The organism is Streptomyces sp. NPDC051940, from assembly GCF_040680895.1.
In the GTDB taxonomy this organism is placed as follows: Bacteria; Actinomycetota; Actinomycetes; order Streptomycetales; family Streptomycetaceae; genus Streptomyces.
The window spans coordinates 14,525-28,871 of record NZ_JBFAXR010000112.1 but is presented as its reverse complement, the minus strand read 5'-3'; the positions used below and the strand labels follow the sequence as shown (position 1 = coordinate 28,871).

Sequence of the window (14,347 nt, the reverse complement as noted above, 5' to 3'; positions counted from 1 at the left end):
GGGGTCGTATCTGCGCGAACGCGGTGTCCGCCGGGCCGACAAGGTCGCCGCCGCGATGCCCCGCAAGCGGGGCATTCAGATTCCGCAAGCGGAATCTGACAAGACGTCAATTCGCGCAAGCGCGAATTGAGGGATTCCCCGCAAGCGGGGAATCTGGGGCGGGCTAGGGGTGGGTGCATCACGCTGTGGCAAGTGTAGGCACTGGAGTTGATAGCCACCACCCCTGTACCGAAGGACACGATGACGCTCGGTGGGACGGGGTGCCGGCCGCGTACCCCGGTGGAGCTTGTCGCGTCGTCTTCGGACGTCTCTCGTCCCCGCAAAGCTTGGTGACGTCACGTCATCTTACACCGTCAAGTCGGCATAACGAGTGGATCCGGTCAAACTTGCACTCGCTCGCGTGAAGCCACCGCCGGAGTGATGCATCAACAGTTCATTATGTGTAGAGTTTGTAGTTAATAGACGCCCCCTCATCCTGCTACTTGGAGTTGGCGTCTCCGCCGAAGTGACCTTGGAGGGAAAATCGTGCTCCGTCTTCTTCGGTTATGCAGGAAATATGTGTTGGCGGTCGATGCCGAAATCTCTCGCTCTGGTTTCTATGACGCTGCATCGTTCTCGGTTGAGCGGGTGGCTCTACACAGCGGTCTGTGCCGGGCCAGATGGAATTGGTACGCCAGCTCCCCGAACGTGAACGCTGCCGAGTGGCCGCTCGGGTTAACCCTGGAATGGGATCCTCAGAGCGGATGGCGGTGCGAGGTCCTCGAGGACCAGCCGACGGGGGATGCCCCTACGTTCATCGAGCTTCCGGTGCTGCAGCTGGCGTGCCCGCACGCGGTGAGTGCTGTGCTGCTGGACGGCCGGGTCTCCCAGCTTCCCGGCTCCGAGGTTGTGTGGAAGTACGCCGCCGTGGTGCGGGACCTGGTGTCCTCGCCGTACGGCGATGACAAGTACGACGCTGCATACGAGCGGGCGGAGCAGGAGGCTAACTCGTTCGGCTGGTGGGAGCACGAGTTGGGAGAGGGTGGGCGCTGATGGCGATCCGGCTGCGTGATCACCAGGTTGAGGCTGTAGCTGGCATCGTGCGGGGTTTTGACGTCCCGCCGGATGGCGTGCCTGGGGGTGGCCTGCGGGGGCAGGTGCACGCCGCGTGTGGCACGGGGAAAACCATCATCGCCGCGGCGGCCGCGAAGCGGCTGGTGCCGCACGGCAGGGTGCTGGTGGTGGTACCGACGCTGGACCTGCTGGCCCAGACGGTGAAGGCGTGGGCGGAGTTCGGGCATCGGGGGCCAGCGGTGGCGGTGTGCTCCCTCACCGATGATCCGGATCTGTGGAACCTGCGGGTGCGGGTCACCACGAACCCGGTCCATCTGGCGCTGTGGCACGGCCAGGGGCCGGTGACCATCTACGCCACCTACGCGTCGCTGCCGGTCCTCGCAGAGGCCTTCGAGGGTGCCTACGGGCAGCAGCTGGCGCCCGTCGACCTCGCGGTCGTGGATGAGGCGCACCGGACGTCCGGTTCGCTCGGCAAGGCGTGGGCGGACATCCACAATCAGGCGATCATCCCGGCCGTGCGGCGGTTGTACCTGACGGCGACGCCGCGGATCTGGCAGGAGCGGCCGGCCTCGTGGGAGGTGCGGAAGGGGTCGCGGGATCCGTTGCCGGGGGAATTGGCCGCGTCGATGGATGACGAGACGATCTTCGGGCCGGTGCTGTACAAGCTGTCGTTGGCGTCGGCGATCTCGCGGGGGCTCTTGGCGCGGTACCAGATCGTCGTGGTAGAGCTCCGCGACGACCGCGTCACCCCCGAGCGGCTGATGGGTGAGGGGCGTCGGGGTGAGGAGGTCCGCGGGGAGCGGCTTGCCGCGTTGCAGGCGGCGTTGCTGCGGACGATGGTCGAGCACGGGCTGAAGACGTGCATCACCTTCCACCACCGGACCATGGAGGCCCAGGCGCACGCTGAGGGGCTTGAGGGGGTCGCGGCGAAGCTGCACGCCGATCAGCCGGACGTGTATCCGGCTCGGATCTGGGCGGACTGGCTGTGCGGGGAGCACGAGGCGGAGCGCCGGCAGCGGGTGTTGGGTGGGTTCGGGGCGACGGCGCGGCTGGCAGTGCTGTCGAATTGCCGCATTTTGGGCGAAGGGGTTGATATTCGGGCGGTGGACAGTGTGGCTCTGTTCGACCCGAAGGGGGCGCCGCACGACATCGTCCAGGCCATCGGCCGGGCGCTGCGGCAACAGCCCGGGCAGGGCAAGCTCGCGAGTTTGATTGTGCCGATCTTCCTCGGGCGGGATGAGAAGCCGGAGGACATGTTCACCTCCGCCTCCTACAAGCCCCTGGTCAAAGTCCTGCAGGGGTTGAGGGCGCACGATGAGGAGGCGGTGGAGCTGCTGGCGATCCCGCAGGAGCCGCAGAAGGCAGTCGTCGAGCCGTCGCAGTGGATCGGGACCCCGCCGGAGGAAGGTGAGGAGGAGGGCCGGCTGCTGCTGCGGTTCGCCGCCCGCCGCGACCCCGTCATGATCGCCGACTGGATCTCCTTCAACGTCATCGACACCGAACGGCAGGACTGGGCCCGCGGCTGGGCCGCGCTGAAGCGCTACGTCGAGCGGGTCGGGAGCGCGAGGGTGCCCTACGGACACAAGGAAGGCGCAACCCCCCTAGGGCAGTGGGTGGCGGAACAGCGGCGCGCCTTCGGGGCCGGGGAGATGAGCAGCGTCCGCGCCCGTCGGCTCGAGCAGCTCGGCATGGTCTGGTCCGAGACGGATGCACGATTCCAGGAGAACCTCGAAGCCGCCCGCGCCTACTACGCGGAGCACTGGACCCTGTGCGCACCGCGCACCGCCACGGTGTTGGACCGGCAGGTGGGCCAGTGGCTGTCGAACCTGCGCAGGCCCGGAGCGCTGGAGGGGCATCCCGAATGGGAAGAAGCGCTGCGCGAGGTCGACGAGGACTGGAACCCGGCGTGGCCTCCCGACTGGCAGCGCCACTACGCCGCGGTACGCGAACTCCTGCGCGACGAACACGGCGCCGACGGCTGGGAGCAGGTCCTGCCCGGAGTGACGGTCCACGGGATGGACGTCGGGAAGTGGCTGGCCAAACAGCGCCAGCCGGCCGTGTGGCAGCAGCTGGTCGACGGACAACGCGAACGCCTCGGCCGGCTCGGCATCGAGCCGCTGTCCGAGGCGCCCCCGGCACCCGCGAAGCCCGCCAGAGGCGGCACAGCCGCCTTCGAACGGGGCCTGACGGCACTGACGCAGTACAAGGCACGCACCGGCTCCGTAACCGTCCCCAGGGCCCACGTAGAGCCCGTCACGGCTGACGGCCAGGAACATCAGGTCAAGTTGGGCGTCTTCCTGTCCAACACCAAGACCCGCCGCGCCAAACTCACGGCCGTACAGCTGCAGCAACTCGCCAACCTCGGACTGCAGTGGGCCGCTGTCTGAGTTGAGGCCGCGGCGGGTGGTCTGTGCTGAGAGGGGGGTCGGCACTGGTCTCGTGGCAAGCAGGCTACGTGGGCAGACCCTCAGATCCGGCATCGCTGTCGGTCGGATCCGCTTCAATACCTGCCATGGACGAACAGGGAGAACTCCTCACGGCCGTCCACCGCCTAGTGTGTCCGGACACCGGCGATCTGGCGTGCGGCGAAGCAGGACACTCTGTAGGGCATACGTGCCTGGCGCCTTCGGATGAAGTCAATTTCCCCACGCTCCGGGAGTCGCTGAGCGGACGATACGGGCAGGCCCGCAACCTCGCCATGGACGGGTACACCGATCCGAGCGTCACCGGCCGGACCGGGCTTGCGCTCCTGGCCCCGTTCGGCGAGCGGATCGTGGAGATGCGCGCCTGGGCGTACGGGGGCCGGTGGATCGGCTGCGGCATCACCCGCACCGACCACGGCGAACGGACGGTGGTGCTGGTCGCGCAGCGGGAGGACCCGACGGCAGGCCTGACGGAGCCGGCGTCCTGGGTGGACCGTGTCGTCGCCGTCACCGGGTGGGACACGACGCGTGTCCGTACGGTCGACTGGGCGGCGGTGGAGGCACGGATCGGCACCGTGCTGCCCAGGGACTACAAGCGGCTTGCCGAGTTGTTCGGGCACGGCGCATTCGACGGCTACCTCCAGCTCCTCCTGCCCGACACCGGCTCCGAAAGCGATGACATCGTCCGGCACACCGAGTGGCTGGGCGCGTTCGCCCGGACGCACGGCAACAGGCTGTGGGAGCCGTACGTGGTGTACCCGGCTCCGGGAGGGCTGCTGGAGTGGGCGGGCTCCGAGCAAGCCGACCAGTTCTACTGGCTCACCCAAGACCCGGACCCCGACCAGTGGCCCATCCTCGCGAAAGAAGACGTCCCCGACTCCTGGCAGCGGTTCCACGGGAGCACCGCCGAGTTCGTCTACCACCTGCTCACCAACCCCCAGCACCCGTTCTCCACCGCCCGCTACTTCGACACCCACTGGTTCGAGAGCTACGCCAGCGAAGGCTGACACCTGCGTCCCCGTTCACCGCACGGACCGCCTGGCAGGTGGTGATCTCCGGCGCGAGGCGCGAAGTCGGAGGCGAGCGGCGACAGCAGCGATGTCCGGCAGGGCGGGCGTAAGCGAGGACGGTCTCGAGCGGGGGCAAGTCGGTGCCGCGGGCGACCTGGCTGAGGGTGGAGGCTCCGCGATACCCGGGCGCGTTCGGTGGGCCGGTGCGCTCGGACAATGTGGCGTAGGTGGTACGGGTCTCGTCCTTGAGCAGGCGCAGGTAAGCGGCCAGGGCCCGCAGCCTGGGGCTGATGCCGGCGGCGAGAGGTTTGGTGGGGCGGCCCATCGTCACCGGCTGCGGCGGCGGGAGGGCTTGGCAACGTCGCTGGAGCGGCGGCCGGTGATCAGGTCGGCCACTGCGGCGGCCACCACGACCAGCGCGGCCGGGACGGGCCTGTTTCCGGCGGCCAGTCCGGCCGATGCCAGGACGACCACGACGATGATCACGGCCTCGGGGATCCCAGCCGACTCGGCTGGGTGCGGGCAGGGAGGTGGCTGGCGCAGAACGCCGGCGGTTCGGGGCTGTCGGTGGGCAGGGGGAGGGCGGACATGAACAGCTCCAGGAAGGTAGGGGTGAGGCACCCAACCCGGGTGATTCGGGAAGGGGTTGGCACGAGGCGTATCCCGCCGTCGATGCCTCAAGGTTCCCTCGCCGACGCTCTCAAGGCCAGCTTGATCGGCGCCCGTTCAGACTGACGTGTTCACCGTCGTGAAACGCAGATACGTCGTTCGTCCCTGCTCAGACCACCTGGAAAATCGGGTTGACCCGAAACCGTCCAGGGCCTGCACCGTCCCTGGTGCAGCTGGCCGAGAGGCATATGAAGCGGAATTCCCGACCCAGGGCACGAGGTCGGGTGGGCGGCAAGGGCGTCTGGTTCCCGTTCTTTGGCTGGCAGCAGCCCGCTGGGGCGGGTGATGGAGAACGGGGTACATATCCGCTTTCGGGGTGCAGAGAGTGTGTGGCTGCGACAATGAAGCACCGCAGGAGGCGGGTGGGGCGACTTCGCTGTAGGTGAGGGTGAAGCCTCTTTGCGTGAAGGGGGGACGTGGGGGCGTGGTTTGAGCGCATGGCGGCTATCCCTGGCCTTGCTTTTGCCGGGAGCCCGGATGTCATGCGGGAGACGCTGCCGGGCGCAGGAATTCGTCCGGACGAGTCGTATGGCTCGCCAATGTGGCCGACCGCCGAGGGGAGTACGTCTGCGACACCGGCCAGCCGGCACGTGCCCTTCGACGCGCGCGGCGCTGAGCTGATCGCCCGTGTCTGGGAGGCGCTGGAGCTTCCGGGCTCGGCCAGGGACTACCACTTTGTTCTGCAGAGCGCGGTCGATCGGCTGTGGAGTACACGTCGTGCGGAGCCTGAGGCCCTCGCCGCGCTTGAGGTGTCCGTCGGCACCGCACACGCCTACGTGGGCACCGTGGTGGCGCATCTGGCGGACAAGGCGCCGGGTCTGCTGAGGGTCCTGCGCGAGACGGACCCGGACTTCGCCCTGGTGGACGGCACCCTCGCCGAGTGCGACCGGGTCGGCGACGGGCAGGTGGACTACTCGTCGAAGCATCGCCGGCACGGGGTGAACGTGCAGGTCGTCACGGACCCGACAGGCCGGATCCTGTGGCTCTCGCCCGCCCTGCCCGGTCGCACCCACGACCTGACGGCCGCCCGCACCCACAAGATCATCCGAATCTGCGAGCGCCAGGGCGTCCCGCTCCTGGCCGACATGGCCTGCATCGGCGCCGGCAGCTGGGTCACCACCGCCAAACGCCGTGCGCCGAACGGCGAGCTCACGCCCACCGAGGAGACCATCAACCGAGCCCTGTCCGCCGCCCGCGCACCCGTCGAACGTGGAGTCGCCCGCCTGAAGTCCTGGCGAATCTTCCGACGAGCCAGGTGCAGCCCCACACGCCTCAGCTCGATCACGGCCGCCATCCTCACCCTGGAGAGGCAACGCTGAAAACCCTCAGGTGAAGCTGGGCGTCTTCCTGTCCAGCACCAAGACCCGCCGCGCCAAGCTCACGGCCGTACAGCTGCAGCAACTCGCCGACCTCGGGCTTGTCTGGAGCTGGTGCAGTCGGCGAGTGTTCTCCGTGCGCGTCATGCGGGTGTGGGCCCGGCCTGCGCAAGGCCGGGCCCAGTCTTGGGTCAGGACTTGATCAGTGTGATCTCGGTGTTCTGCTGGCCGGTGTCGGCAGTGGCGGGATAGTCCAGGTCCGTCGCCGTGGCCCGACTGCGGAGCGTGGCGGCGCCGGGCTCGAACGGGATGCCGGGTTCACCGCTTTCCACCTGGGCGGACCAGGCCACTGGAGCGCCCGGTGTGCAGGCGACGGACGTGGTGTACGTCCCGCCGGTCTCCGCGTGCTTCTGGTACTGGATCACATGGCCCCGCACGGTCACCGACGCAGCCTTGGTGCAGGTGATAGTGCCGCCCACGGTGACCACGCCGCTGTGATGGTCCACCGGGGCAGTGGCGTTCGTGGTGAGCTCGAGGGCGAGCACGACCGGCGGCTCGGCAGTACGGGCGTGGATCTCACCGCGAAGCGGCAGCGTGGAGCCGTTGCAGTACTGCTCGAAGGTGGCGTCGAGTTCGCGGATGTAGCCGTAGGGGGCCGAACGAGATGTGGGAGATCGTGAAGGAACCCGTTCCGGTGTCACACCATCGGTCGCGCTCGCCGAACGCCAGCTCCGGGTCCTCGGGCTGCGCATAGGGCCACCGCGACGCCCCGGTGTAGGTAGCTCCGGAGACCAGCGGCTCGCCATCCGGTGCCTCTAGCTGCAAAGACCAGAGCTTGCCGTCGCCAGGCCGCACAGACGCAAACAATCCGCTCTCGTCGATGGACCCCTGAACGTCGAAGAACTCGGCCGTGTCTGCGGTGTACTGGTGCGTCTGGCCGCCCGATACGAACTCCCCCGGCTCGCCGCTGAAGCTCAGCGTGCCCGACACTGCGGGGTGGGCCTGCGCCGTGCCTGACATGGGCACCACTGCGAGTGCCATGGTCATCGCGCCGTGGCCGCTGTGACAGCGGCCGTCCGGACGATCCGGTAGAGCGACATGCGTCTCATCAAGCTCCTCCTGAAAAGGGGGTGTTCCGCTGCTGGACCGAGCTCCCATCGCCGCAGCGCCACGAGGCCGACACCCGGCAATCACACCCGGAGATCCCACCTCCGACGCCGCACCGGGAAGCTAACAGCCGCCACTGACATCCCAGGAGCCCCGCACGAGGACTCCACCAGATCCCGCCACAGGGGAATGCACTCGTGCCCTGCGGGCAGTAGGAGGGAGGCCAACTCCAGGTGCAGTGGCTGTCGAATTGCGCCGCCCCGGCGCGTTCAGGCGACACCCCGAGTGGGAGACAGGCTGCGCCAGGTCGACCCGGACTGGAATCCGGGGTGGCCGGCGGACTGGCAGCGTCACTACGCCGCAGTACGCCGCCTGGTGGAGGACGGGGCCATCCGGGCGCGAGCTCCTGCCCGGCGTCACCGTCCGCGCCTTGGACACTGGACGGTGGCTGGCCGGCAACGCCAACACGCGGCCTGGCAGGGCGTGGCCGACAGACAGCGCGAGCGCCTGGAACAGCTCGGCACCACGCCGCTACCACCGCAGGCTGCGCCCGCGAAGCCGTCCAAAGCGGCTTCGCGGCCTTCGAGCGGGGCCTGACCGCGCTCACCCGGTACAAGGCTCGGGCCGGCTCCGTGACCGTGTCCCGGACCCACGTCGAAACCGTGGTGATCGACGACCAGCAGCACGCAGTGAAGCTCGGTGTGTGGACCATGAACTGCAAGAGCCGACGGGACAAGCTCACCTCCGTCCAGTTGCAGCAGCTCGCTCGGCTCGGGCTTGCTTGGGCCGAGCGACCGGGGCAGCGCGGGGTTGGCCGGGGCCTGGACCGTTGTGCGGGACCGGTCCTGGCCCCGACGCCGTTCTCGGGATCAACGAGGGTCAGCGGATCCGGTTCACGGGGCCTCGAAACCGGTTACGGACAGCGCCTTGTCCACCCGTGCGGCGGCCAGGTCGTCGTGGCGGATCACAAAACTGGTGCGGTACTCCTCGTAGGTCCGGGCTTCCCGGGCGAGCGCGATCCATTCGCTCGTCAGCCGGTGCCTTTCCTCCTCCAGGCGGGAGGGCCACCTGGCCGTCGGGATGGCCGGGATCTCGCCCGCCTTCTCGCGTCCCGCGAGGGTCTGCTCCGCGATGTGGCCGATCACCTCGTCGTCCGCGTACCCGCCGATGACGATGGCGCCGCCGGACGGCCAGAGGTCGTGGGCCAGCGCCCGCAGTTCGTCCAGGTGCGGCAGGTCGTGCTCCATGTACCGGAGCAGCTGCTGCTGGAAGGGCGACATGTCGTCCCACTCGAGGTCTTCCCAGAACTCGTGCCAGTCCTCGTCCTCGTCGCGTTCCTGGAGCCACAGGGGCAGTTCGGCTGCGAGTTCGGCGCCGATGTCGACGGGTTCGCGCACAACCTCGGAGCCGGGGGCTTCGGCGACTGCGGTGTCGGTGCCTTCGGGTACGTACACGACGCGGGCGTACCTCCCGGAGCTGTCCGCGTGGTCCCTCTCCTGGTCCACGAAGAACAGCAGCGTCCCGTCCCCCGGCAGGTCGAAGCCGTCGATTCGCGGCAGCGCCCCGCAGTCGACGCACAGGAGCAGCGGCAGCGGAATGTCCCCGGCGGACGGCCACGTCATGCCCACCGGAAGCCGGGGCAGCCCGCCGAGCTGCCCGACCACACGACCGCCGCCGCCCGCGGACAGTCCGATCGACAGACGAAGGTGCCCGTTGAAACGGCTGATCTCGTCGTCCGCAATGCCCAGCTCGAGGGCTGCCCGGCGAAATTCTCCCTGGTGGTCCATGCCTCAGAAGATAGGCCCCTGCGCCCCGCCGGCACGCCTCGGCCCCCACGCATCCCGCGCCGCCCCTCGCCCCCGGTGCCTGCCTCGGCTGTCGCCGCCCGACGGCCCTGCGTACGAGCCGCCTTGAAGCCGGCGCCACACCGTATGTACGTTCGCCCCGGCGGCCTGGGCGCCCGCACGCACATGCGCCGCCGTCGATGCCCCGGCCGCCTGCAGCTCCAGCAGCCGCACCGGGCGGGACGCCCTCATCCCCGCGGTGGCCTCGCCCCGCGCTCCCGACCACCCGCCCCGTACCCTTCCCGCCCGCGACGACCGGCACCCAGCCACCGCGGCGCCGCGCAGCCCCCGAAAGGATCAGAAGTGCCGTGCCCGAGACAGTGGAACGGAGCGGGGTGTACCACCCCCCGCGAATGCTCTCGGTCACGATTCCACCGGGATGGAATCGTTGGGCCCCGACCCGGCCCCCTGCCAGGGTGGATCCGCATCGACGACCTACCGCAGTCCGCCGGGTCCCGAACGCCGGGACGACGCCCGCGGACTCAACCAACCCGGGGAGACATCCGATGAGGAAAGCCAGCGCGTTCGTGGCCGCAGTCGTGGCGGTAGCGGTGCCGGTTCTCGCAGGAGCGCCCGCCGCCACGGCCACCACGACCGCCTATCCCACGACCCTGTTCGGCGTCTACTACGACAACTCCGAATACTTCGGCCACATCACCTGGTACAACCGGTCGGTCACCGTCAGCGGAGGGCTGACCGCCGACGGATGCCGGCGGGTGTACGGGATCGCCTGGGCAGGCACCACCCCACTGGACGAGCGAAGCTCCAGCACCCACTGCAACGAGGAGTACACCATCCAGACCCTCACCCTCGACGCGGACGTCCCCGGCGGAGCCGACCATGTCCGCATCAACCTGACCGACGCATACGGCAACATCCTCGACTACGGCTACTACTACCGCCCCTGAGCAGGACCGGGCGGTGTGCCGCTGCCTGCGTGATGCGTCCAGGCCCGCATCGGCATCTCGTTGTCAGGTTCTGAGATTCAGCAGACCGCCGACGGCGAAGACCAGCCCGCCGCCGCCGCGCACGGTCCACCCCGATCCGACGCGCCGCGGCCGCCGTCGATGTCCTCGGCGAGGCCGGATCAGGCCGTACGAGGCTGCTGGGCGCTAGTCGTACTCCACCTCGATGTAGTCGATATCCGTGAACTCGACTTCGAGGCGGTCGGCGCGCCGGCCGCCGTCCTTGAAGTAGTGCTCCTGCAGGCCCTGCGCGAGCACCTCGTTCGGGGCCTCGCCGGAGCGGCCGGCCTGGGCGTCGAACAGGCGGCGGGCGTAGTCCGGGGGCAGGTGCACGGTCAGGCGCCGGACGCGGCCGTCGTCGGTGGTGCCGATCGGTGCGCTGTAGCCGAACCTCGCGCGGGTCTCCACGGTGATCCCGCCGGTCGTCGCGGCGCGTTTTTGCCGGCGCGCCCGTACGCCGGGCTGCCAGCGCTCGCGGACCGCGGCGTCGATGCGGTCCGTGATCGCCTGCGGCGGGTGCTTGCGCTCCCCGGTGCGGTAGCGCTCCACCGAGCGCTGACTCACCCCGATCGCGGCGGCCACCGCCTTCGTCGACTTCAGCGTGCGCACAAGGAAGTTGATGCGGCCCAGGAGCGTCTTGGGCGGCTCGCGGGTGAAGCCGCCCTGGCCGGTGCGCTCGATCGCCTCGCCGATCAGCGCGTCGTCGGCGTCCTCGGTGGCCGGGCGGATACGGCGCGCCATGTCAGCTCACCCCCGGGGCGGGGTCGTGGCCGTCGGGACCGGCCGGGCGGTGCCCGTTCCCGCGGGTCTCGGGCAGGTCGACCCACCCCTGCGGCCGGTGCCGCGACGTGCGGCGGGTACGCAACGGCACCTGCAGGGCGTCCCGGCGGGCCTCCAGGCGATCAAGCGCCGGTTCGTGCTCTGCCTTCGCCTCGGGGGCGGGTCGGCGGGTGGTGTGGGCCACTTACTCGCCTTCCTCGAGGGCGGCGTCGCCGCCCTTGATGTGCCGGGCGGGGTTCACCTTCTGGGCCATCAGGTCGATCGCCCAGGCGAGGTCCTGGACGCCCTCCAGTTTGGCCAGGCCCGGCGTGGGTCCGAGGCGGAAGCCGCCGAGGACGGGCTTGCCCGAGGGGTCGTAGGGCAGGAACGACAGGGGGCTTTCGCCGGGGCTGGGGTAGACCACGCAGTCGGACAGCACGGCCAGCGGGTACAGCCCCGTCAGCTCGACCATCTTGGCGAGTTTGCGGTGCATGTTGACCCGCGTCTTGGAGATGACCGCGGCGCGGATGTCCGGACGCCAGGTCGGGCGGGCCAGGGCCGGCCACGGCTCGCCGCCCCGGTAGCCGGCGCCCTGGGGGCGTTCGCGGAGCTTGCCGATACCGCCCTTGACCGTGCCCTTGATCGCCGCGAGGACCGCGGCCAGGCCCGGGTCGACGTCCTTGTGGCGCTCCATCGCGGCGAGGAAGTCGGCGGCGGACAGGTCGGCGGTGACGCCGAGGTCGGCGAGGGTGTCGACGTACGCGGCACGCAGCCGCTCATGCCACGGATCCAGATAGGCGCCGGTCTCGTAGCGCAGGAACGCCTCCATCGGCGTGACGGCGTAGCCGAGTTCCTGGGCGTAGGCCACCGTGTGCGTGGCATACCAGGCCGGGCCCTCGGGGCGGGCACCGGTCGGGGTGAACGGCGAGGGCAGACGCGGATCGGCCTCGATGCGCGAGAGGTCCGCGTACCAGGAGCCGGGCGTCTTCGAATCGAAAGTCGGACGCACCACGTGCACGGGGGCGGACAGACCGACGGTGAGACGGGCGGAGGAGGCGAGGAACGCGGTGTTCAGGTCCAGGCCGACCGCGTACGGCAGCAGCCGCTCCTCGATGGTCAGTGAGTCGACGTCGCGGACCCACTGGTAGACCTCCTCATCAAGGAAACCGCCCTCCCAGCCCTGGGCGAGGGGGTGTTCGGGGGTGGCCTCCGGCGGCGCGGGGTCGACCGCTTCTGCGAGGGAGCCGGGGTTGGGTGCGCTGGACCACCGGCCGGTCGCCTTGTCCTGCACCGCCTTGGTCGGCGGGCGCAACGCCGTCATCAGCTCCAGCCCGCTCACCGCCGTGGAGCCGCGCGGGGTGAGCACCCGCGCCGCGTACACCCCGAGGACCCGGGCGATCTGCGGCGGGTCCATGTCCGCGACGCCTGGCCAGTGCCGCTCATCCAGTGCATCCCAGCCGAGGATCGCCAGCTGCACGCACTGGCGCTGCCCGGGGGCCGCGGGCCGGTAGATACGCGCCCACGGGCCGAACCCGCGCCGGGTGAGTTGCCATTTCGCGGCGATGATCTCGCGGACCACGGGGTGGTTCGGCTCCAGGCGCAGGTTCCGGCGCTGTTCGTGGCCCTGAAGGCGCTCCGGCAGCCCGAGCCGTAGGGCGGCCGCGGCCGTGAGTACGACCAGCGGGTCGGCGTCGAAGCCGTGGCGGATCAACCGCGGCGCGCCCAGTGCGGCCTCGCCCAGCGCCCACTCCACCAGCTCGGGGATGGTGGCGGCAGGGCAGTCCAGGACGATCCCGTCGACGCCGTAGGCGCTCCCGTCACCGTCCAGCACGACGAGCGGGCCGTTCACGAACCGCGGATCAGCACCGGACGACGCCACAGCGTTGCCGGCGGCCGCACCCCGCACCCGCGCCGGGCGGGCAAAAGGCCGGCGCGGTGCGCCCGCGTGAGCAGTGGGTGGTGCTACGGGCGCCTGCACCGGCGCCCGGGTCGCCTGGGTCGCCTGGGCGGCGGGCACCTGGGCGGCGGGCGCCTTGGCGGGCGGGGCGGGGTAGCGGCCGGCGAGGCCCTCCAGCAGACGGCGGTAGGCCACCAGCCGCCCCCCGGTCGGTTCACTGCGGCCCTCCTCCCACGCCAGCACGCTCACCGCCCGCGTCTTCAACGCCTGGGCGACGGCGGCAGGACTCAGACCCGCCGCCTCCCGCAGCCGCACCCGCTCCGCCGGCGGGGGCAGCAGCCGGCCGCCGTCGACCGCGGCCAGCAGGGAATCGACCGCGGCGTCGAACTCGAACGGCTCCTGAGTCATCGCGCCCCTCCCCCTCTTACCGCACGCCCTGACGGATCTCCTCCAGCCGGGTCACCAGCCGCGCATAGCGCTGGGACGCCGCCTGGGAGGAGTTCATGCCCTGATACGCGGCGATCTGCCGCCAATCCAGCTTCAACCGCCGCGCCTGCTGCACCACCCCGGCCTCCAGCCGGTCCAACGACAGCCGCAGCGCCGCCAGCAACGCCAGCGCGGCCGCCACCGCCGCCTCGTCCTCATCACCCGCGGGGCCCTGGCGGGCTTCGGCCGCAGCCAGCATCCCGCCCACCAACGCCGCATCCTCCACCAGCCGCTGGGCGGGAGTGTCCGGGGCCCCGGGGTTGCGGCCGAGTTCCGCCAGGCGCCGGCGGGCCTGGCCCTCAGTGTCGTCGGACATGCACCCACCCTACAACAGAGCCACAATCAAACAACGAACCGTTGTATGGGTGTCGATCCTTCCACGCAAAGGCGGGTAAGCCGTCTGCGGACGTCACCGTGGATGACCATGCCGCGGCGCCGGACGCGGGCCGGGTCCTCCCGCCCGGCCCCACCAAGGCAGCGGAGCGGGCGGCCCACTACGCGCACGACAAGCACGCCGGCGATGTGATTCTGGTCTGTCGCACCGCGCACTACGACACCCTTGTCCAGCAGGCCCGCCTGGAGGATTTCACCCACATCGACATCGCCCCCGTCACCAAGAGTCATGCTTTGGCCTACCTCACCCAGCGGTGCAAGACCCGCAACCCCGCCTGGGCCCGCTGCTGGCCGACTGGCGGCGACACCGGAACAGCACCATCGCCCGGCACCTGGACACCCCCTGGCGGCTGTCGTTGTGCGCGACCGTCTACCGCACCGTCGACCCGCACCACTGCGCACTCTGACCACCGCCCATGCGCTGG

Annotated in this window: 14 protein-coding genes; 6 read left to right on the top strand and 8 right to left on the bottom strand. The window is 70.1% G+C overall.

The window, feature by feature from the left end; genetic code table 11:
* The first annotated feature begins 807 nt into the window (after positions 1 to 807).
* From AB0M28_RS31425 to AB0M28_RS31415, 3 genes are all read left to right on the top strand, one after another.
* The gene (locus AB0M28_RS31425; protein WP_365412549.1) at positions 808 to 1,032 is read left to right on the top strand and encodes a hypothetical protein; all 225 of its coding nucleotides are present in this window, start codon (positions 808 to 810) and stop codon (positions 1,030 to 1,032) included.
* Entirely contained in the window at positions 1,032 to 3,440 is a 2,409-nt protein-coding gene (locus tag AB0M28_RS31420; protein ID WP_365412548.1) for a Helicase associated domain protein, read from the top strand. The genes AB0M28_RS31425 and AB0M28_RS31420 overlap by 1 nt, the downstream gene beginning before the upstream one ends.
* 311 nt (positions 3,441 to 3,751) lie before the next feature.
* Positions 3,752 to 4,483 (top strand): hypothetical protein, encoded by a 732-nt coding sequence (locus tag AB0M28_RS31415; RefSeq protein ID WP_365412546.1) that lies wholly within the window; start codon positions 3,752 to 3,754, stop codon positions 4,481 to 4,483.
* A gap of 330 nt (positions 4,484 to 4,813) precedes the next feature.
* Here AB0M28_RS31415 and AB0M28_RS31410 read toward each other — a convergent pair whose 3' ends face one another.
* Positions 4,814 to 4,972 (bottom strand): hypothetical protein, encoded by a 159-nt coding sequence (locus AB0M28_RS31410; protein ID WP_365412545.1) that lies wholly within the window; start codon positions 4,970 to 4,972, stop codon positions 4,814 to 4,816.
* Positions 4,973 to 5,637: 665 nt separating this feature from the next.
* Between AB0M28_RS31410 and AB0M28_RS31405 the strand changes: the two genes are divergently transcribed.
* A complete protein-coding gene (locus AB0M28_RS31405; protein WP_365412544.1) occupies positions 5,638 to 6,474 on the top strand; it encodes a transposase family protein in 837 nt (278 codons plus the stop codon).
* 188 nt (positions 6,475 to 6,662) lie between these two features.
* Here AB0M28_RS31405 and AB0M28_RS31400 read toward each other — a convergent pair whose 3' ends face one another.
* The 3 genes from AB0M28_RS31400 to AB0M28_RS31390 form a co-directional block, all read right to left on the bottom strand.
* Complete coding sequence (locus AB0M28_RS31400) at positions 6,663 to 7,016, bottom strand: hypothetical protein (RefSeq protein WP_365412542.1); 354 nt, start codon at positions 7,014 to 7,016, stop codon at positions 6,663 to 6,665.
* Positions 7,017 to 7,047: 31 nt separating this feature from the next.
* Entirely contained in the window at positions 7,048 to 7,512 is a 465-nt protein-coding gene (locus AB0M28_RS31395) for a hypothetical protein (protein ID WP_365412541.1), read from the bottom strand.
* Between the two features lie 959 nt (positions 7,513 to 8,471).
* Entirely contained in the window at positions 8,472 to 9,365 is an 894-nt protein-coding gene (locus tag AB0M28_RS31390) for a DUF1963 domain-containing protein (RefSeq protein ID WP_365412540.1), read from the bottom strand.
* 563 nt (positions 9,366 to 9,928) lie between these two features.
* Between AB0M28_RS31390 and AB0M28_RS31385 the strand changes: the two genes are divergently transcribed.
* Positions 9,929 to 10,330, top strand: coding sequence for a hypothetical protein (locus AB0M28_RS31385; protein ID WP_365412539.1), 402 nt, complete (start codon positions 9,929 to 9,931; stop codon positions 10,328 to 10,330).
* A gap of 204 nt (positions 10,331 to 10,534) precedes the next feature.
* On the opposite strand, the gene AB0M28_RS31380 is transcribed toward AB0M28_RS31385, so the two are convergent.
* Genes AB0M28_RS31380 through AB0M28_RS31365 form a run of 4 tightly spaced genes read right to left on the bottom strand, consistent with a single transcriptional unit; the run spans position 10,535 to position 13,845 of the window.
* Positions 10,535 to 11,128, bottom strand: a complete 594-nt coding sequence (locus AB0M28_RS31380) for an XRE family transcriptional regulator (RefSeq protein WP_365412538.1) — start codon at positions 11,126 to 11,128, stop codon at positions 10,535 to 10,537.
* 1 nt (position 11,129) lies between these two features.
* Positions 11,130 to 11,351, bottom strand: coding sequence for a hypothetical protein (locus AB0M28_RS31375; protein WP_365412537.1), 222 nt, complete (start codon positions 11,349 to 11,351; stop codon positions 11,130 to 11,132).
* Positions 11,352 to 13,451 (bottom strand): helix-turn-helix transcriptional regulator, encoded by a 2,100-nt coding sequence (locus AB0M28_RS31370; protein ID WP_365412536.1) that lies wholly within the window; start codon positions 13,449 to 13,451, stop codon positions 11,352 to 11,354.
* Between the two features lie 16 nt (positions 13,452 to 13,467).
* Positions 13,468 to 13,845: a hypothetical protein gene (locus tag AB0M28_RS31365; protein ID WP_365412534.1), complete on the bottom strand. Its 378-nt coding sequence runs from the start codon at positions 13,843 to 13,845 to the stop codon at positions 13,468 to 13,470.
* A gap of 331 nt (positions 13,846 to 14,176) precedes the next feature.
* Here AB0M28_RS31365 and AB0M28_RS31360 point away from each other — a divergent pair, with 331 nt between their 5' ends.
* Positions 14,177 to 14,329 carry a hypothetical protein gene (locus AB0M28_RS31360; RefSeq protein WP_365412533.1) on the top strand — a complete coding sequence of 51 codons (153 nt, stop codon included), beginning with the start codon at positions 14,177 to 14,179 and terminating at the stop codon, positions 14,327 to 14,329.
* The last annotated feature ends 18 nt before the right edge of the window (positions 14,330 to 14,347 follow it).

Bases quoted from the DNA above. Each gene is read 5' to 3' on its own strand.
- AB0M28_RS31390 (WP_365412540.1), bottom strand. From the start codon at position 9,365: ATGGACCACCAGGGAGAATTTCGCCGGGCAGCCCTCGAGCTGGGCATT.
- AB0M28_RS31415 (WP_365412546.1), top strand. From the start codon at position 3,752: ATGGACGGGTACACCGATCCGAGCGTCACCGGCCGGACCGGGCTTGCG.
- AB0M28_RS31380 (WP_365412538.1), bottom strand. From the start codon at position 11,128: ATGGCGCGCCGTATCCGCCCGGCCACCGAGGACGCCGACGACGCGCTG.
- AB0M28_RS31370 (WP_365412536.1), bottom strand. From the start codon at position 13,451: ATGACTCAGGAGCCGTTCGAGTTCGACGCCGCGGTCGATTCCCTGCTG.
- AB0M28_RS31405 (WP_365412544.1), top strand. From the start codon at position 5,638: ATGCGGGAGACGCTGCCGGGCGCAGGAATTCGTCCGGACGAGTCGTAT.
- AB0M28_RS31385 (WP_365412539.1), top strand. From the start codon at position 9,929: ATGAGGAAAGCCAGCGCGTTCGTGGCCGCAGTCGTGGCGGTAGCGGTG.
- AB0M28_RS31365 (WP_365412534.1), bottom strand. From the start codon at position 13,845: ATGTCCGACGACACTGAGGGCCAGGCCCGCCGGCGCCTGGCGGAACTC.
- AB0M28_RS31420 (WP_365412548.1), top strand. From the start codon at position 1,032: ATGGCGATCCGGCTGCGTGATCACCAGGTTGAGGCTGTAGCTGGCATC.
- AB0M28_RS31395 (WP_365412541.1), bottom strand. From the start codon at position 7,512: ATGGCACTCGCAGTGGTGCCCATGTCAGGCACGGCGCAGGCCCACCCC.